A 17,140-nucleotide genomic window follows, 5' to 3' on the forward strand; every position below is an offset into this window, starting at 1 on the left:
GCCACCCCTCCGGGCCGGGGCCGGCGGTTCGCTGGCGCGGGGCGGGGCCCCCCCCCGGGGGGCGGGGGGGGCCCGCCCGGGGGGGGGGGGGGCCCCCCCGCCCCCCCCCCCCCTCTTCCGGGTCGGGGAGGTCAGCCCTTGCTGACCGCCGTGAGGATTTCCGGGAGCTTGCGGGCGACCGCCGGGGCGGCCAGGCGGATGCCCGCCCAGGCGGCCAGGGTGCCCCAGGCGATGCCGAGGGGGAGGGCCAGCAGGGACAGGGTGCCGGGGTCGTCCGCCAGGCTGATGTAGATGGTCAGGGCGATCACCGGGGAGCAGATCACCGCGGACGCGATCATGCCGCAGAAGATGCCGAGCCAGGCCAGGCCCGCCTGCCCGGGGGCGACGTTCTTGAACGCGCCCTCCGACGGGATGGAGTAGGCGAAGTGCGCCGAGACCAGCGCGCCCGTGCACAGCATCGAGCCGAGCAGCCCCAGGGCCAGACCCGCCGCCGCCGGGAAGGCGGACCAGTCGCCCACCAGGGCGGCGGTGACGACGGTGACGAGGACCGTGTACGGGACGGTGACCAGCGCCAGCGCGGCGGCGCGGGCCCGCAGTTCCGCGTAGGCGTCGCGCGGGGAGGCGATGGTCTGGGCGACCATCCAGAAGGCGGAGGTGTCCTGCCCGAACTGGTTGTACATCTGCACGCCGAGCATTCCCGCGCCGAAGCAGGCCAGGTAGACCGAGCCGGTGCCCTGGAGGGCGTTGAAGACGGGGACGATCATGCCGACCGCCAGCGAGGACACCCAGGCCGACTTCGTCTTCGGGTCGCGCACGGCGTAGCGCAGCGTGCGCTGCATGGCGGCGCCCGTGCGTCCGCCCGGCAGGAGGGACCAGAGGCCGCTGCCGGTGCCGCGGTCCTTCTCGGGCTTGGCGGCCGCGAGGGTCGAGCCGTCCGGGGTGACCATCAGGCTGGTCAGGCTGCGCTCCCAGAACCACAGCAGGGCGGCGAGGGCGGCCAGGGTGAGGGCGAGCTGGGCGGCGGCGGTGCCGTAGGCGCCGTTGCTGACGGAGTCGACCATGCCGACGGCGGTGGCCGGCGGCAGCCAGCGCACGACCTCCTCGACCGGCTCAAGCGCGGCCAGGCCGCCCTGCTGGAACAGGCGCTGGCTGGCGAAGTTGACGACCTGGGCGCCTATCGCGATCAGCAGGCCGCTGAGCACCGCGAGGTCGCGTCCCTTGCGGCTGGACAGCAGCCGGACGTTCGCGGTGGCCACGGCGCGGGCCAGGGCCACGCAGCCCAGCAGCAGGAGCGGGGCGCCGAGCACGGCCGCGGCGATGCCCGCCGGGCCGTGCGCCACCGCGGCGACCGAGCCGGCGGCGATGCAGAGCGTGAACAGCGGGCCGGTGCCGATGAGCGAGGACGCCAGCAGGGCCCGTACGAGCGGACGCGGGCGCAGCGGCAGCATCACGAGCCGGCTCGGGTCGAGGGTCTCGTCGCCGGTCGGGAAGAACAGCGGCATCACGGTCCAGCCGAGCGCGAGGATCGCGGCGAGCAGGACGACCACGGTGCCGGCGTGGACGTGGCCGTGCAGCATGGCCAGGCACAGGGTGACGAAGAGGGAGAACAGCAGCGAGATCACCAGGCTGGTGATCCACACGGCCCTGCGCTTCGACGAGCCCTTGAGGCCGTTGCGCATGAGGGAGAGCTTCAGGCGGACGAACAGCGAGGTCAGGGAGGCCCCGCCGACCGCGGGTGCGGCGGCGCTCATCGTGCGCCGCCGAGCCAGTCGAGGGAGTCGCCGGCGGCGTGGTCGCGGGCGCCGACGAGTTCGAGGAAGGCCTCCTGGAGGGAGGACGCGGAGCCCCGTACGTCGGCCAGCGGGCCGGCGGCGCGGATCTGGCCGCCCGCCATGACGGCCACCCAGTCGCAGAGCGACTCGACGAGCTCCATCACGTGGGAGGAGAAGACGACGGTGGCGCCGGAGGCGGTGTAGCGCTCCAGCACTCCGCGGATGGTCTGCGCCGACACCGGGTCGACGCCCTCGAACGGCTCGTCCAGGAAGAGGACTTCGGGGTTGTGCAGCAGTGCGGCCGCGAGGCCGATCTTCTTGCGCATGCCGGTCGAGTAGTCGACGACCAGCTTGTGCTGGGAGCCCGCGAGGTCGAGCACGTCGAGGAGCTGCGTGGCGCGCTTGTCGGTCTCCTCGCCCGGCAGCCCGCGCATCCGGCCCATGTAGCCGAGGAGTTCGCGCCCGGAGAGGCGCTCGAACATCCGCAGTCCCTCGGGCAGGACGCCGATGCGGGTCTTGACCTCGACGGGGTCGGCCCAGACGTCGTGGCCGGCGACGAACACCGTGCCCGAGTCCGGGCGCAGCAGCCCGGTCACCATGGACAGCGTGGTCGTCTTCCCGGCGCCGTTGGGGCCGACGAGCCCGATGAAGCGGCCGGCCGGCAGCTCCAGGTCGATGCCCCCGACGGCCACCTGCTCGCCGAACCGCTTCCACAGTCCTTCCACCCGCACGGCGGCCGCGGGCTGCGCGGGTCGCGCGCCACCGCCCGTCCCGCCGCCCGTACCGCCCGCCGCATAACCCTGGTCCGGCATGCGCCTGCCTCTCGTTCTGTTCCCCGTGGTCGTACTTTCCTCACGATAGGAGCAGGGGGAGAGGCACCAGCAGTTACGAATGTCATGAACTTGCGGACACGTATGTCAGCGGGCGGGGGGAGCGGGGTGCGGGACGGGGTCAGGCCTTGCGGCGGTTGCGGGCCGCGGCCGCCTCGCTGCCGCAGGCGTACGCGAGCGCGTCGATCAGTTCCTCGGTGTCCGGCAGCCACCGGTTCGCCGGCGTGGGCTTGCGGGCCCACTGCACCGGGCCCCTGCCGCCGAAGCGGGTCGGCGGAGCGGCCACGTACTGGCCCTCGCCGCGCGTGACCAGGTCGATGGCGTGCGGCAGCCAGCCCAGCTTGCGCACCAGGTCCGGCACCTTGGCGCCGGCGCCCGGGAGCACGAAGAACAGCATCCGGTGGTCGGGGGTGAGCGCGACCGGGCCCAGGGTCCGCTCGGTGCGCTCCAGCCGCGCGAGCGCCAGGAAGCCGGCGGAGTCGGGGACGTCGAGGGCGTCGAAGGTGCGGCCGGTCGGCATCAGGATGGAGGCGCCGGGGTGCTTGGCCCAGATCCGGCGCACGCCCACCGCGCTGCCCGTGGCCAGCGACTGCCAGTCCTTGACCGCGGGGTGGGCGCCGGGCGCCGGGCATTCGGCGGCCCCGCACGAGCACACTTCCCGGCCGTCGCCGGGCTCCAGCCACGTGCCGGCGAAGACGTCCCAGTGGCGTTCTTCCACGTACCGCACGGCATGGTCCAGCAGCTGTTCGCCGCGCTGCTGGGGGATGGGCGCGGTCTCCGTGACTGTGATGGTCTCTTCCACGCCCATCACAACTCCCCGGGTCACGGCGGGTTACGGGGGTAAACCAGCCGGTGGGCGCTGCATCGATCCTGCATACGGGGCGCACGGGTGCACGTGCGGGGGCGCGTGGGAGGCCGGGGCGCGGTCGTTGGGTAACGACACGTCGCAGAGCGGAAGATTCTCGGCACTTCAGGCGGGAAGTGATCATTCGAACGATCACCCGCGGCCTCAGGGGGTTTTCATGGCAGCCAGGCCTCTCGTAGCGCGCCAGCCGAACGAACGGCTGCAGGCGCTCATCCAGGAAGCCGGGTGCTCCAACGCCGGGCTCGCACGGCGCGTCAACATGTGCGGGGCCGAGCACGGCCTCGATCTCCGCTACGACAAGACCTCGGTCGCCCGCTGGCTGCGGGGCCAGCAGCCGCGCGGCCGGGCGCCCGGCATCATCGCCGAGGCCCTCGGCCGCAAGCTGGGCAGGACCGTCACCATCGACGAGATCGGCATGGCCAACGGGAAGAACCTCGCCTCCGGGGTGGGCCTGCAGTTCTCCCCGACCGTCGTCGGCGCCATCGAGCAGGTCTGCGAGCTGTGGCGCAGCGACGTGGGGCGCCGCGACTTCCTCTCCGGGTCGAGCGTGGCGGCCTCCGCCCTGGTCGAGCCGAGCCGCGACTGGCTGATCACCGGCGCCGACCCGCAGGTGGCCCGCAGCGGCGGGGCACGGGTGGGGATGTCGGACGTGGAGGCGGTGCGGGCGACCACCGAGGCGCTGACCGACCTCGACCACCGCTTCGGCAGCGGGCACGTGCGGCCCGTGGTGGTGCACTACCTCAACTCCGTGGTCTCGGGGCTGATCGCGGGCTCGTACCGGGAGCCGGTCGGGCGGGCCCTGTTCGCGGCGGTGGCCCGGCTCACCGAGCTGGCGGGCTACATGGCGGTGGACACCGGGCAGCCGGGTCTGGCCCAGCGGTACTACATCCAGGCCCTGCGGATGGCCCAGGCGGCGGGCGACCGCGCGTACGGGGGCTACGTGCTGGCGGCGTCGATGAGCCACCTCGCCGCGGAGCTGGGTAATCCGCGGGAGATCGCGCAGCTGGCGCGGGCCGCGCAGGAGGGCACGCGCGGGCAGGTCACCCCGCGGGTGGAGGCGATGTTCTACGCGGCCGAGGCGCGCGGGCACGCGCTGCTGGGCGACGCCCGGGCGGCGGCGGTGCTGTCGGGGCGGGCGGTGACGGCGCTGGAGCGGGCCGAGCCGGAGTCCGGCGACGACCCGGTGTGGATCCGCCACTTCGACCAGGCCTACCTGGCGGACGAGCTGGCGCACTGCCACCGGGACCTCGGCCAGGCCGACGCGGCGGGCAGGCGCGCCGAGGAGGCGCTGCGCAACCTGCCCGCGACGAAGGCGCGCCGCCGGGCCATCGGGCTGCTGCTGCTCGCGGCCGCGCAGGTGCAGCAGCGGGAGGTGGAGCAGGCCTGCCAGACGGCGACGAAGGCCGCCGAACTGCTGGGCTCGCTGCGCTCGCGCCGGGGTGCGGAGTACCTGGACGACTTCCGGGCGCGGCTGGAGCCGTACCGGGAGGAACCGGCCGTCCGGGAGTTCGGGGCGAGGCTGGAGGTTCAGGCGGCCTGACGTGATCACGGCGTGACCGGGTAGCGTGATCCGACGGTTCCGTGCGTTCGGGCCGGTCGGAGAAGGCAGAAGGAGTCCCGGTGACGGAGAACGGACAAGGGGGCGTCCCCCAGCCCGGGACGCCGCATCAGGCACCGCCGGTGCCCGCTCCCGGCTACCCGCAGCAGCCGGGGCCGCAGCCCGGCGAGGCGTGGGGCACGCCCCCGGCGTACGGGTACCCGCCCGGTCAGGACCCGCAGGCGCAGCCGGCCGTGCAGCCGGCCGCGCAGCAGTACTCCGGGCCGTACGAGTCCGCGTACGAGCCGCCGCCGCAGCCGGGGCAGCCCGCGTACGGGTACCCGCCGCCGGCGGGCCACGTCGTCGGCCCGGGTTTCGAGGGGCCGGGGGACCCGCACGGCTACGGCTACCCGCCGCTGCCGGACGCGGCGACGCAGTACATTCCGCCGGTTCCGGGTGACGCGGCGACGCAGTACATCCCGCCCGTCCCGGCGGCCCCGCACGAGCAGGCGGCGACGCAGTACATCCCGCCCGTCCCGGGTGACGCGGCGACGCAATACATTCCGCCGGTTCCGGGTGACGCGGCGACGCAGTACATCCCGCCCGTCCCGGGTGACGCGGCGACGCAGTACATCCCACCCGTCCCCGCCGACGCCGCGACCCAGTACATCCCGCCCGTCCCGGCGGCCGGTCTGCACGAGCAGGCCACGCAGCACATGGCGCAGGTCCCGATGTCCGCGGCGGCCCCCGCCGAGCAGGCGACGCAGTACATCCCGCCGGTTCCGGCGGCCGGTCTGCACGAGCAGGCCACCCAGCACATGGCGCAGGTCCCGATGTCCGCGGCCCCCGCAGGCCCCCCTGCGGCGCCCCCCGCGGCGGGCCCCGCCGAGGGCTTCGACGCGCTGTTCCGGGCCGACGGCGACACCGGTGCCGGTGCCGGGCACACCCAGCAGCTGCCGCCGGTCCAGGACCCGGGACCGGTCCGGACCCCGCCGCCGGCGCCGCCGCAGCGGTACGGGCCGCGCCGGGCCCAGCAGCCGCAGCCTCCCCAGCAGCCCCTGCCGCAGCAACAGCAACAGCAACAGCAGCAGCAGTACGCGCCGCCCCCGCCGCCCGCCCCCGCGCGCCGGATCCCGCCCGCCGTCATCGCGGCGGCGGTGTTCGGGCTGGTCGTGGCCGGGCTCGGGGTGGGCGCCATGCTCAGCGACGGCAAGGCCCAGAACACCGACCCCGGCGCGGTGGCCCCCGCCGCCAGCGGCTCCGCGAACTCGGGCGCGGCGCCGGGGGAGGCGGTGGACCCGGCCCGCCCGCAGGCCGTCCAGCTCGACAAGCTGCTCGCGGACGCCAGCGACAGCCGGACCACGGTGATCAAGGCCGTGGACGACATCAAGGACTGCAAGAACCTGGCCCAGGCGGCCCAGGACCTGCGCGAGGCCGCCCAGCAGCGGGAGGGGCTGGTCACCCGGCTCCAGGAGCTCAAGATCGACCTGCTCCCGAACAATGCCCGGCTCTCCGCGAGCCTGACCAAGGCGTGGAAGGCCTCCGCGGACGCCGACAACAGCTACGCGGACTGGGCGGACGGCGCCGCACGCGACAAGGGCGGCTGCAAGGACGGCAAGGCCAAGGTGACGGACGACGCACAGGACGGCAACAAGTCCAGCGCCGAGGCCACCCGGTCGAAGGAGTCGGCGGCGACCATGTGGAACACGATCGCCGCCAAGTACGGCCTCACGAAGCGGGACAAGTCCCAGCTGTGACGGGTGGCCGCCCCGCCCGGGTCAGGCCGAGCGGGGCGCCTGCTCCAGGGTCGGGGTCATGTCCAGGTTCTGCTCGCCGACCTGGGCGACCAGGCGGCCCGCCTGGACGGTCTGGAAGCTGACCCGGCCGTTGACCAGGCGCGGGAACCCGGCGACGGCGCGCATGTCCTGGTAGCGCCAGCTGAGCTCGGGGGTGAGGTTTCCGGTCTGGACGCCCGGGGACTGGTTGAGGGCCCGGGTCAGTTTGCGGGCGGTGACCTCCTCGCCGCTCTTGAAGCGCTGGACGATCTGGTTGAGGACGCCGTACGCGATCCAGGTGGTCTGGGCCCCGCTGTCGTCGGGGTCCACGGCGTCGTCGCCGAAGGCCTGCTCGGCGATCACCTTGCGCATCGGCGCCCACAGCGGGTCGGTGGAGACGGGGTACCAGCTGGTGACGTAGGCGCCCTCGAAGGGGCTCTCCTTGCCGCCGGTGCGGTCGACCAGGGCCTGGCTGATGCTGCCGAGGACGGAGGAGATCTGCGTCTTGCGCTGGGTGTCGACGCGGCGGAAGGCGTCGAAGAAGATCTCGGTGCGCTCACCGAGGACGGCGGTCACGCAGCTCCGGTCCTTGGCGGTGTCGGCGGCCGGGGACTTCCCGGGCTTGGGGTCCTTGGACGGCGACGGCGACGCTGGGGCGGAGGGCGTGGCGGGGGTCGTGGCGGGGGTCGTGGCCGTGGTGGTGCCCGGCGTGCCGCCGGGGGTGGAGGACGGGGCTGACGGGGTGGACGGCGCGGACGGGCTGCCGGTCAGCGCCTCGCGGGCCTGCGGCTTGAAGTCGGCGGAGTCCTCGGCGGCCCGGATGTCCGAGGCCTCCGGCGTGTTGTTGGTCTTCAGGCCTGCGTTCAGCAGCACCGGCATGGTGTCGCCGGCGAGGGTGTCCGGGCGGACCAGGGACACCTGGGAGCAGGCCTTGCCGAGCTGGTGGCCGGCGCCGGCGAGCAGCGCGGGCTGCCCGCCGTTGACCGGGAAGGACAGCGGGCTCTGGAACTCCTCGGGGGAGACCCCGTAGCCGCCGATGAACGGGATGCCCTCGGCCTCCAGCGGGGCCATGAAGGCGCGCCCGTGCTGGCTGTAGGAGCCGACGACGGCGACGGCCTTCTCGGTGATGGCCTTGCGGGCGCAGTCGGCGGCGCCGGTGGCGGTGTTCTTCTCGTTGCAGGTGATCACGCGCAGTTTGCGGCCCTTGATGCCGCCGTTGGCGTTCACCCACCGCTCGTAGGCCTTTGCCATTCCCGGCATTCCGGCCATGTTGGTCGCTTTGGTTCCGATGGGTGCGAAGGTCATGACCGTGAGGGAGTCCCCGGAGCCCCCCGAGCCACCGGGGACCACCCCGCACGCGGTGAGGAGACACGCGCCTGTCGCCGTGGCAATGAGCATGCGGGACAAGGCAGTTGCGCGTCGGTGATTGGTCATGTCCACCGACCCTTCCGCCCCGCGGGTAACTCGGCGATGAGATGGACACAACAAACGGTGACATCGAGGTGAATTGCGGGGGAGCGGGCGCGCACAGGTGCTTCAAGATCGCACCGGCCGGGAACGTACGATCGAAAGCGTGACATTCGCCCAAGGTTCGAAGAACTCTTCCCGCCGCGGCGGCCGCTCCTCCACCATGGGCGGCATGCCCCTCAACGACATGCCGTGGTGGCGCTGGCGCAGCAACGTGCGCTCGGCGCTGCACATGCTTTCCGACCCGGTGTTCCAGGAGGAGGTCTGGCTGACGGGCGCCGAGGGCTACGGGGACGTCACCGACGCCGTGTACCGGCTCGTCGAGGACACCTGGCTCGACAGCTGGTCCGCCGACAAGTACGTGGGCACGATCTTCCGCGACGCGCAGGAGGCGGCCCTGGTCGACCACGCCGTGCTGCAGGTGCTGCGGATCCTCCACCAGGTCGGTCCCGACGCGCCCGTCACCGCGTACCTCGGCCACCAGGACTGGCCCGAGGCGGTCCGCGCGGCGCGCGAGGCGCACGTACGGATGTCGACGGCGGACGGGGAGGACCCGGACGAGCGTCCGAGCTCCGTCGACGTGCTGAAAATGCTGACCCGCGCGGTGTGAAAGGCTGTGCCGTCATGAGCGCACACCCACAGCCCCAGGCCCCGGCCCAGGCCCAGTACGTCCTGACCGTCTCCTGCCCCGACAAGCAGGGCATCGTGCACGCCGTGTCGAGCTACCTCTTCATGACCGGCTGCAACATCGTGGACAGTCAGCAGTTCGGAGACCGCGAGACCGGGCTCTTCTTCATGCGGGTGCACTTCGAGGCCGAGCCCGCCGTGACGGTGGAGAAGCTGCGCGCCAGCTTCGCCGCGATCGGCGACTCCTTCCGGATGGACTGGCAGATCCACCGCTCGGACGAGCGGATGCGGATCGTGCTGATGGTGTCGAAGTTCGGGCACTGCCTGAACGACCTGCTGTTCCGCTCCCGGATCGGCGCGCTGCCGGTGGAGATCGCGGCGGTGGTCTCGAACCACACCGACTTCGCCGAGCTGGTCGGCTCGTACGACGTCCCCTTCGTGCACATCCCGGTCACCAAGGACACCAAGGCGGACGCGGAGGCGCGGCTCCTGGAGCTGGTGCGCGAGCAGGACGTCGAGCTCGTGGTGCTCGCCCGCTACATGCAGGTGCTGTCGGACACCCTGTGCAAGGAGCTGAGCGGGCGGATCATCAACATCCACCACTCCTTCCTGCCGAGCTTCAAGGGCGCGAAGCCGTACCACCAGGCGCACGCGCGCGGTGTGAAGCTGATCGGCGCCACCGCCCACTACGTGACGGCCGACCTCGACGAGGGCCCGATCATCGAGCAGGAGGTCGAGCGGGTCGGCCACGAGGTCACCCCCGACCAGCTGGTCGCCATCGGCCGGGACGTGGAGTGCCAGGCCCTGGCGCGGGCCGTGAAGTGGCACAGCGAGCACCGGGTGCTGCTGAACGGCTCCCGGACCGTCGTCTTCGCGTAGCGGCGGGGTGCGGGTGCGGGGCACGGCCCTCGGGCGCGTGCCCCGGCCGCCCTACCGGGCCGCGACCCAGCCGCCGAGCCCGTTCACCTGCGACCGGCCGGCCAGCTGCATCGCGTCGGTGAAGCCGAGCAGCTCGGGCGGCAGGTAGCCGGAGCGGACGCCGAGCTCCCACTGGTGCGTCTGGACCGCGAGGGCGGCCAGCACCAGCGGGCCCAGCGGCAGCAGGGTCCGGGGTGCGGGGTCGGCCTCGGCGGCCGCGCTCTCGCGGTGGGCGGCGAGCCGGTCCGCGAGGGCCGCCTCGAAGGCCGCCCGGTCGTCGTCGAGGAGGACGCGCAGCAGCCGCTGGTCCGCGGTCAGCGGGCCGGCGGCGTCCAGGGCGGCGGCGGCCGCGGCGCGGGTGACGGCGTCCGGCTTGCACAGGGGTACGGTCGGCCAGCCGCTGGGCAGGTGGCTGGTGCTCCCGGCGAGGTAGCCGCACAGGGCGTCCATCGCGGCGAGGTCCCCGGGCTCCGAGTGCGAGGTGTGGCGCGAGTACGGCACCCCGTTGCGGACGGCGGGCGCGTAGTCGTTGCGCAGCAGCAGGCCGGTGACCTTCTTCCAGTCCCACACCAGGCCGCTGACCACGGTGGTCTCGAAGGCGTCGAGCCAGGTCCGCGCGGTGGGGGCCGCCGTGACGGCGCTCGCGAAGTCGAGGTCCTCGCTGCTGAGCGTCTCGTCGATCAGCGGGAGGGGCACCTCCTGGTCGCCGTTCGGGAAGCAGCCGGCGCCCAGGGCGCCGAGGTCGCACTGCGCGGCGGTGTGCAGCGCGGTCCGGGCCTCCTCGCCGAGCCGTCCGCCTTCCGCGGTGCGGGCGGCGACGTGGTCGAGGATCTCCTCGGACAGGCTCCGCAGCCGCTCGGGGGAAGGGTCGGACTCCAGGCGGGCGTGCCGCATCCAGGTCAGCGTGACGATGTCCCGGAGGGCCTGGGCCGTCCGCTCCTCCCCCACCGGGTGCCGTTCCACTTCTCGTCCGCCGTCCTGCATGTCGAGCCGCCTCCCGTGATCGTTCCGGCCGGTTGCGGCACGCTATCAGCGCGCTCGGACAGAGCCCGGGGGGACGGCCCCGGGGCTCGGGAGGCCGGACGGCGGGGCGGCTCAGGCGTCGGGGTCGACGCCGCAGTAGCCGGCGAAGGCCCGCAGGATCTCGTCCTCCGAGATGCGGCCGTCGCCGTCCGCGTCCAGGGCCGCCGCCACCACGCCGGCCAGGGCCGGTTCGGTGCCGAGGACGCGCAGCACGCGGGCCGCCGCGGCGGGGGTCGCGCCCGTGCCGTCCTCGTCCGCCACCGCGATCACGGCGTGCAGGAACGGCCGGGCGATCTCCGCGAACCGCTCCGGGTTGTCCCGCAGCCGCTTCGCCGCCCCGGTGACGAACTCCTCGCGGGAGACGCGCTGGTTGCCGTTCACGTCGGCGATCCCGGCCATCCCCTGCCAGAACGCCTCGGCCCCGTTGAAGACGGCCTGGCCCTTCTCCGAGCGCGCGGCCGTACCGAATTCGGTCAGCACGGCCTTCGCCGCGGTGCTGAAGTCCTCCCGGTCGATATAGCCGGACCCGTCCTGGTCGAAGGTGGCGAATCGGGCGGCGATCTTGCGCTCGTATTCTGCGCTGTCCATGTTCGGCTTCCGCCTTCACGTGTGCGTTGGGGCTGCGGTCGGGGTTCAGATCAAGACAGGCAGGAGCGTAAGGCCTACGTGGCCTGCGCGTTAAGCGAAGCGGTCAAGGAGGTGGCCGCATCGAACCCGCGCACGGGGAGCGCGCCGGGGCGCGTACGTGTGTGCCAACGCGCCCGCCTAGCACGGTGGTCGCGCTTCCGGGGGGAGGTTCTCGCAAAACAGGCGCGTTCCATCCGTTGCCCACTACATTTGACGGGTCGACACACGGCTGGAGGCATGATGGCGAAGGACGTTCCACCGCGCTGGGACCGTCGCATGCAGCAGCGCCTCGCCCGCGGTGAGGCCGCGGCGCTGGGCGAGCTCTACGACCGCTTCGCCTCGCTGGTCCACAGCCTGGCCCACCGGGTCCTGGGCGACGAGAAGGCCGCGGACCGCGTCACCCGCGAGGTCTTCGGCTACATCTGGGAGAACCCGGACGCCTACGACCCCAAGCAGGGGTCCATGCGCTCCTGGGTCGCCCGGATCACCCAGGGCCAGGCCGTCGCCCGGCTGCGCCAGGCCGAACTGGGCCGCGGCTCGCGCGAGGAACTGGAACAGAAGGTGCGCAGCGCCAACGCGGCCGCCCGCGCGGACTACATCGTCACCTCCATGCCCGCGCCGTTGCGGGCCGCCCTGGAGCTGGCGTACTTCAAGCGCCGCGACTACCGCCAGGCCGCCGCCGACCTCCAGATCAGCGAGGACGAGGCACGGCGCAGGCTGCGGCTCGGCCTCCAGCTCCTGTCGACCGCCAACGTCCTTCCCCGGGAGGACACCGCCCCGCCCGGATACGGCCCACGCGGATACGGAACGCCCCGATGACCGGACCCTCCGAAGACACCCCCGACGACGCGTACGAGCGGCGGGCGGGCGGCCGCGCACGGATACCGGGTCCCCGCACGGCCGGTGACGACCTGGACGCCCCCGAGACCCTGCCGCCCGCACCGCCCTCGCACGCCGTGCTGAAGTCCCTGCTCGGCGCGTGGGCGCTGGCCGCCTGCTCCGCGGAGGAGACCCAGGCCGTCGAGGACCACCTGACCGAGTGCGCGCCCTGCGCCGAGGAGGCGCTGCGGCTGCGGGACGCGGTGGGCCTGCTGCACCCGGAGGAGAGCCTCGACCTCAAGCCGCTGCTGCGCTCGCGGGTGCTGGAGGACTGCCTGGGCAAGCGCCCCGCCCGCATCCCCGTACCCGTGTGGGCGACCCCGTACGACACCGAGACGGCCCGGCTCGACGCGCTGCTGCGGGACTTCGGCGACTCGGAGTGGCACACCCCGGTGCGGCTGAAGTGGTTCGAGGGGGAGCGCGGGCGCTCGCACCGCACCACCGTCGCGGGGGTGATCGGACACCTGCTCACGGTGGACGGGATGATCGCCACCGCGCTGGGGCTGGAGGACCCGCTGGGGTCCGAGGCGCCGCCGGGCGGCCCGGCCGAACGCACCGAGCACTTCTGGAACTCCTCGCCCCACCCGGTGACCCGCACGGTCCGCGAGCCCTGGCGGTCCCAGGGGCACACGCTGGTGCGGACGGTGTCCTTCGCGGGCCGGGGAGTGGCGGAACTGGCCGTGGACTACGGCGCCTTCGCGCTGCCGCTCGGGGACGCCTTCCTGGAGCGGGCCTTCGAGTGCTGGGTGCACGCGTGGGACATCGCGGAGGCGGTGGACTATCCGTACGAGCCGCCCTCGGGGCCGCACCTGCACCGGATGATCGACCTCGCGGCCCGGCTGCTGCCCGGCGCCCTGGCGGGTCGGCGCCGGTCGGGCCTGGCGGCCCCTGCGCGCGGCCTGGTCGCGGCGGGCGCCCCGGGGCGGACCCTGCACCTGGAGATCGAGGGCGCGGGCGGGGGCGGCTGGGACATCGCCCTGGACTCGCCGGCGGCGAAGCCCTCGCGGGACCACACTGTGGCGGAAGTCGCGCTGGACGGGCTGGAGTTCTGTCAGCTGGCCGCCGGGCACATCTCCCCGGAGGAGGCCGCGGTCGGCCAGACCGGCGACCGGGAGGCGATCCGCGACGTGCTCTTCGCGGCGGCGTCGCTGAGCCGGCTGTAACGGAGCGGGACGCACGGGTACGCGGCTCCGGTGGTCCGGAGCCGCGTACGGGGTGGTGGAGATCAGTTGCGGGTGGCGAGCATCTGGGCGCTGCCGTCTGCGAGGCCGGTGATGGCGACCTTCTGGGCGCCCATGCCGGTGGCCCACCAGCCCTGCCAGGAGCCGTTGGCGTAGCGGGCGGCGTGGTAGGCCTTGCCGTCGTTGCCGACGGCGAGCATCTGGGTGTCGCCGCTGGGCATGGCGGCGATGGAGAGGCTGGTGGCGGCGAAGCCGGGGGCGCCGCCGTATCCGTCGACCTTGGCCCAGCCCTGGAGGGTGCCGTCGGCGTTGCGGATGTTGTGGTAGGTGAGGCCGTCGTTGCCGGTGGCGAGCATCTGGGTGCTGCCGTTGGGGAGGCCGGTGATGGCGATGTTGCCGGCCTGGAAGGTGGTGGCGGTGCCGGTGCCGGGGAGGGCGTTCCAGCTGGTCCAGGTGCCGTCGGTGGCGCGGGTGGCGTGGTAGACGTTGCCGTCGTTGCCGATGATGAGGGTCTGGGTGCTGCCGTCGGGAAGGCCGGCGACGGCGATCTTCTTCGCCTGCCAGGTGCCGACGCCGGACCAGCCGGACCAGGAGCCGTTCTTGAAGCGGGTGTTCTGGTAGATCTTGCCGTCGTTGCCGATGGCCATGACGTTGGCGTCGCCGTTGGACATGCCCGCCATCGCCTGGTCCTTCGCGGCGAAGTTCGCCGCGCCGCCGACGCCGGGCAGGGCCGCCCAGCCGGTCCACTGGCCGTTGGTGTAGCGGGCGGTGTGGTACAGGTTGCCGTCGTTGCCGGTGGCGAGGGTCTGGGTGGAGCCGTCCGGGGTGGCCGCGATGGATTCCTGGGAGGCGTTGAAGAAGGCCGCGCCGCCGAAGCCGTTCAGGGCCTGGAAGGTCTGCCAGCTGCCGTCGGCGAGACGGGTCGCGTGGTACAGGTCGCCGGCCTTGCTGACCGGAGCCGGCGGGGTGGTGTCGCCCGGGTACGGGTCCGAGTGGTCCGAGCCGAGGTTGGCGGCCGCGCCGCAGCTGCCCCAGGCGCCCGCGCCCTGGCCGGCGAGGATCTTCTCGGCGATCAGGATCTGCTGCTTCTTCGTGGCCTGGTGGGGGTAGGCGGCGTAGGCCCGTCCGCCGAAGGAGTCCCAGGTGCTCTTCAGTATCTGGAGGCCGCCGTAGTAGCCGTTGCCGGTGTTGATGCTCCAGTTGTTGGTGCTCTCGCACTGCGCGACCTTGTCCCAGGTGGCGACCGAGGCGGCCTGCGCCGAGCCGGCTCCGACCGTGGAGAGGGCGACGGCTGCGAGTGCGGTGGCGGTGATGACGGCGAGGCGGGGGCGGCGGGCGGCGGTACGGGACATCGCTGGGGTCTCTCTCTGGCTTGGCGGGGAAGGGCGGCGCGGCGCGGGCCGGCCCACCGGGCGTGGTGGGCCGGCCCGGGTGCTCAGTTGCGGGTGGCGAGCATCTGGGCGCTGCCGTCTGCGAGGCCGGTGATGGCGACCTTCTGGGCGCCCATGCCGGTGGCCCACCAGCCCTGCCAGGAGCCGTTGGCGTAGCGGGCGGCGTGGTAGGCCTTGCCGTCGTTGCCGACGGCGAGCATCTGGGTGTCGCCGCTGGGCATGGCGGCGATGGAGAGGCTGGTGGCGGCGAAGCCGGGGGCGCCGCCGTATCCGTCGACCTTGGCCCAGCCCTGGAGGGTGCCGTCGGCGTTGCGGATGTTGTGGTAGGTGAGGCCGTCGTTGCCGGTGGCGAGCATCTGGGTGCTGCCGTTGGGGAGGCCGGTGATGGCGATGTTGCCGGCCTGGAAGGTGGTGGCGGTGCCGGTGCCGGGGAGGGCGTTCCAGCTGGTCCAGGTGCCGTCGGTGGCGCGGGTGGCGTGGTAGACGTTGCCGTCGTTGCCGATGATGAGGGTCTGGGTGCTGCCGTCGGGAAGGCCGGCGACGGCGATCTTCTTCGCCTGCCAGGTGCCGACGCCGGACCAGCCGGACCAGGAGCCGCTCTTGAAGCGGGTGTTCTGGTAGATCTTGCCGTCGTTGCCGATGGCCATGACGTTGGCGTCGCCGTTGGACATGCCCGCCATCGCCTGGTCCTTGGCCGCGAAGTCGGCGGCGCCGCCGTAGCCGGGGAGCGCGGCCCAGCCCGTCCAGGTGCGGTCCGCGTAACGGGCCGTGTGGTAGAGCTTGCCGTCGTTGCCGGTGGCGAGGGTCTGGGTGGAGCCGTCCGGGGTGGCCGCGATGGATTCCTGGCTGGCGTTGAAGAAGGCCGCGCCGCCGAAGCCGTTCAGCGGGGCGAAGCCTTCCCAGCTGCCGTCGACGAGACGGGTCGCGTGGAAGATGTCGCCGGCCTTGCTGACCGGGGTCGAGGGGGTCTCGGGCAGGCCCGCCGGGCCGATGAAGGCGAGGGCCCGGCCGGCGCCCACCGGGCTGGAGTTGGTCTTCCAGTTGAACCAGGAGCGGAAGCGGACGCCGCCGGTCTCGTTGCCGCCGACCGTCTGGATGTTGTCCCCGTCGACCGCGACGACGATGTTGACGTGGTCGGCCTCGCCGTCGTTGAGGTTGCCGTCCTTGTCGTAGAGGACCGCGTCGCCGACCTGCGGGGAGCCGTGCAGGGTGCCCTTGTTCTTGCCGTACTGGTAGATGCTGACGGCCGCGGCGCTGATGCCGGAGGTGTTCGCGCCGGCCTTGTTCCACACCCAGCGGGTGAACTCCGCACACCAGGCGCCGGGGTACTGGCAGTTGTAGTCCCCGCAGGTGTTGCCGACCTGGGCACGGGCGATCGTGGCGACCGTCGTCGATTCGGCCTGCGCCGAGACCGCGGGCAGGGCCACGGCCAGCATCGGGGCGGCGACGAAGGAGGTGAGGGCGACGGTGAGCATGCGGGAGGAGCGGCGCGAGGTCATGGCGGTGTCTCCAAGAGGACATGGCGGCCCGAGGCGTCAGGGCCGGGACGTTTCGGTGTGGTGCCGCGGGCGTGCCGGGGGCAGGTGCCGCGGGCGGGCCCGGTCGGGCCGGAAGGGTGGGGGCGGCGCGCACCGTGGTGCCGGTGGGGACGGCTGCCCTGCAGGAACAGCGGTCGGGGACCGGGCGGCCGGTGGGCCGGAAAAGGGTGGTGCGGGTGGTGCGAGTGGTGCGGGTGCGTCAGTTGGGGATCAGGGGGCCCATGGAGTAGTGGCGGGCCGTACCCGTCCCGAGGACGGCGGCGAGCAGCGCGCGGGCCTTCTCGTGTGCCTGGGCGTCGCTCTCGGCCCGGACGAAGAGGGCGACGCTCATCCCCTCGGGGAGGGGGCGTACCCGTACGTGTTCGAGGGCGTGCTGCGGGCCGGCGTGGGCCCAGAGGGCGTCCTGGAGGAGGCTCGCCCCGTTCTCCGTACCCGGTGCCCCGGTGTGGCTGACCAGGGGCAGTCGGACGAGGAGCATGCCGCTCAGTCCCACCCGATGGAGCGGTCCGCGGCGTTGCGGATCGCGGCGGTGCGGACTGCGGTGAGCTGAGCGGTTCTCGACATGGCGGTGCCCCCTGGCTGACGCTGGTGCGGTGGATCCGGAAGGCGGAGGTCCGGGCTTTCGGGGGCTGTTCGCCCCGGTGGCCCCGGCTTCGGGTTTCGTTCCCGCCGCCGTTCCGGTGAGCACCATCCTGCTGGGCCGCCAGGTC

At 73.3% G+C, this 17,140-nt stretch carries 15 protein-coding genes; 6 read left to right on the forward strand and 9 right to left on the reverse strand.

Features of this window, described 5'->3' with window-relative positions; all coding sequences use genetic code 11:
* Positions 1-131 precede the first annotated feature (131 nt).
* From ACIPW5_RS23805 to ACIPW5_RS23815, 3 genes are all read right to left on the reverse strand, one after another.
* Entirely contained in the window at positions 132-1,751 is a 1,620-nt protein-coding gene (locus tag ACIPW5_RS23805; RefSeq protein WP_401248312.1) for a transporter, read from the reverse strand.
* Positions 1,748-2,584 carry an ABC transporter ATP-binding protein gene (locus ACIPW5_RS23810; protein ID WP_401248314.1) on the reverse strand — a complete coding sequence of 279 codons (837 nt, stop codon included), beginning with the start codon at positions 2,582-2,584 and terminating at the stop codon, positions 1,748-1,750. Before ACIPW5_RS23810 ends, ACIPW5_RS23805 begins: the two co-directional genes overlap by 4 nt.
* A 139-nt stretch (positions 2,585-2,723) precedes the next feature.
* Positions 2,724-3,410: a bifunctional DNA primase/polymerase gene (locus ACIPW5_RS23815; RefSeq protein WP_401248317.1), complete on the reverse strand. Its 687-nt coding sequence runs from the start codon at positions 3,408-3,410 to the stop codon at positions 2,724-2,726.
* A 214-nt stretch (positions 3,411-3,624) separates the two neighbouring features.
* On the opposite strand from ACIPW5_RS23815, the gene ACIPW5_RS23820 reads away from it, so the two are divergent.
* The gene (locus ACIPW5_RS23820; protein ID WP_401248320.1) at positions 3,625-5,007 is read left to right on the forward strand and encodes a transcriptional regulator; all 1,383 of its coding nucleotides are present in this window, start codon (positions 3,625-3,627) and stop codon (positions 5,005-5,007) included.
* A gap of 80 nt (positions 5,008-5,087) precedes the next feature.
* A complete protein-coding gene (locus tag ACIPW5_RS23825; protein WP_401248322.1) occupies positions 5,088-6,761 on the forward strand; it encodes a hypothetical protein in 1,674 nt (557 codons plus the stop codon).
* A gap of 21 nt (positions 6,762-6,782) precedes the next feature.
* On the opposite strand, the gene ACIPW5_RS23830 is transcribed toward ACIPW5_RS23825, so the two are convergent.
* Positions 6,783-8,213, reverse strand: a complete 1,431-nt coding sequence (locus tag ACIPW5_RS23830; RefSeq protein WP_401248325.1) for an ABC transporter substrate-binding protein — start codon at positions 8,211-8,213, stop codon at positions 6,783-6,785.
* Between the two features lie 196 nt (positions 8,214-8,409).
* Here ACIPW5_RS23830 and ACIPW5_RS23835 point away from each other — a divergent pair, with 196 nt between their 5' ends.
* Together ACIPW5_RS23835 and purU are read left to right on the forward strand one after the other, a co-directional pair.
* Entirely contained in the window at positions 8,410-8,856 is a 447-nt protein-coding gene (locus ACIPW5_RS23835) for a hypothetical protein (RefSeq protein WP_401248622.1), read from the forward strand.
* Positions 8,857-8,870: 14 nt separating this feature from the next.
* Positions 8,871-9,752, forward strand: a complete 882-nt coding sequence (purU, locus tag ACIPW5_RS23840) for a formyltetrahydrofolate deformylase (protein WP_401248328.1) — start codon at positions 8,871-8,873, stop codon at positions 9,750-9,752.
* Between the two features lie 51 nt (positions 9,753-9,803).
* Here the strand turns inward: purU and ACIPW5_RS23845 are convergent, their stop codons facing one another.
* Both ACIPW5_RS23845 and ACIPW5_RS23850 read right to left on the reverse strand, forming a co-directional pair.
* A complete protein-coding gene (locus tag ACIPW5_RS23845) occupies positions 9,804-10,775 on the reverse strand; it encodes an immunity 49 family protein (protein WP_401248331.1) in 972 nt (323 codons plus the stop codon).
* Between the two features lie 111 nt (positions 10,776-10,886).
* Complete coding sequence (locus tag ACIPW5_RS23850) at positions 10,887-11,402, reverse strand: EF-hand domain-containing protein (RefSeq protein WP_401248333.1); 516 nt, start codon at positions 11,400-11,402, stop codon at positions 10,887-10,889.
* 279 nt (positions 11,403-11,681) lie between these two features.
* On the opposite strand from ACIPW5_RS23850, the gene ACIPW5_RS23855 reads away from it, so the two are divergent.
* A complete protein-coding gene (locus tag ACIPW5_RS23855; protein ID WP_401248336.1) occupies positions 11,682-12,260 on the forward strand; it encodes a sigma-70 family RNA polymerase sigma factor in 579 nt (192 codons plus the stop codon).
* Entirely contained in the window at positions 12,257-13,483 is a 1,227-nt protein-coding gene (locus ACIPW5_RS23860) for a zf-HC2 domain-containing protein (RefSeq protein ID WP_401248339.1), read from the forward strand. Before ACIPW5_RS23855 ends, ACIPW5_RS23860 begins: the two co-directional genes overlap by 4 nt.
* A 62-nt stretch (positions 13,484-13,545) precedes the next feature.
* Here ACIPW5_RS23860 and ACIPW5_RS23865 read toward each other — a convergent pair whose 3' ends face one another.
* From ACIPW5_RS23865 to ACIPW5_RS23875, 3 genes are all read right to left on the reverse strand, one after another.
* Positions 13,546-14,853 (reverse strand): transglycosylase family protein, encoded by a 1,308-nt coding sequence (locus ACIPW5_RS23865; RefSeq protein WP_401248342.1) that lies wholly within the window; start codon positions 14,851-14,853, stop codon positions 13,546-13,548.
* Between the two features lie 83 nt (positions 14,854-14,936).
* Positions 14,937-16,391: a CHAP domain-containing protein gene (locus tag ACIPW5_RS23870; protein WP_401248344.1), complete on the reverse strand. Its 1,455-nt coding sequence runs from the start codon at positions 16,389-16,391 to the stop codon at positions 14,937-14,939.
* 238 nt (positions 16,392-16,629) lie between these two features.
* On the reverse strand, positions 16,630-16,908 hold the full coding sequence (locus tag ACIPW5_RS23875) for a hypothetical protein (RefSeq protein ID WP_401248347.1): 279 nt from the start codon (positions 16,906-16,908) through the stop codon (positions 16,630-16,632).
* Positions 16,909-17,140: the final 232 nt, after the last annotated feature.

This window comes from Streptomyces sp. NPDC090077 (genome assembly GCF_044747545.1).
Taxonomy (GTDB): domain Bacteria; phylum Actinomycetota; class Actinomycetes; order Streptomycetales; family Streptomycetaceae; genus Streptomyces.

Excerpts from the sequence above, each read along its gene's own strand:
- ACIPW5_RS23805 (WP_401248312.1), bottom strand. The coding sequence starts at position 1,751 with ATGAGCGCCGCCGCACCCGCGGTCGGCGGGGCCTCCCTGACCTCGCTG.
- ACIPW5_RS23810 (WP_401248314.1), bottom strand. The coding sequence starts at position 2,584 with ATGCCGGACCAGGGTTATGCGGCGGGCGGTACGGGCGGCGGGACGGGC.
- ACIPW5_RS23815 (WP_401248317.1), bottom strand. The coding sequence starts at position 3,410 with ATGGGCGTGGAAGAGACCATCACAGTCACGGAGACCGCGCCCATCCCC.
- ACIPW5_RS23820 (WP_401248320.1), top strand. The coding sequence starts at position 3,625 with ATGGCAGCCAGGCCTCTCGTAGCGCGCCAGCCGAACGAACGGCTGCAG.
- ACIPW5_RS23830 (WP_401248325.1), bottom strand. The coding sequence starts at position 8,213 with ATGACCAATCACCGACGCGCAACTGCCTTGTCCCGCATGCTCATTGCC.
- ACIPW5_RS23835 (WP_401248622.1), top strand. The coding sequence starts at position 8,410 with ATGGGCGGCATGCCCCTCAACGACATGCCGTGGTGGCGCTGGCGCAGC.
- purU (WP_401248328.1), top strand. The coding sequence starts at position 8,871 with ATGAGCGCACACCCACAGCCCCAGGCCCCGGCCCAGGCCCAGTACGTC.
- ACIPW5_RS23845 (WP_401248331.1), bottom strand. The coding sequence starts at position 10,775 with ATGCAGGACGGCGGACGAGAAGTGGAACGGCACCCGGTGGGGGAGGAG.
- ACIPW5_RS23850 (WP_401248333.1), bottom strand. The coding sequence starts at position 11,402 with ATGGACAGCGCAGAATACGAGCGCAAGATCGCCGCCCGATTCGCCACC.
- ACIPW5_RS23855 (WP_401248336.1), top strand. The coding sequence starts at position 11,682 with ATGGCGAAGGACGTTCCACCGCGCTGGGACCGTCGCATGCAGCAGCGC.
- ACIPW5_RS23860 (WP_401248339.1), top strand. The coding sequence starts at position 12,257 with ATGACCGGACCCTCCGAAGACACCCCCGACGACGCGTACGAGCGGCGG.
- ACIPW5_RS23865 (WP_401248342.1), bottom strand. The coding sequence starts at position 14,853 with ATGTCCCGTACCGCCGCCCGCCGCCCCCGCCTCGCCGTCATCACCGCC.
- ACIPW5_RS23870 (WP_401248344.1), bottom strand. The coding sequence starts at position 16,391 with ATGACCTCGCGCCGCTCCTCCCGCATGCTCACCGTCGCCCTCACCTCC.
- ACIPW5_RS23875 (WP_401248347.1), bottom strand. The coding sequence starts at position 16,908 with ATGCTCCTCGTCCGACTGCCCCTGGTCAGCCACACCGGGGCACCGGGT.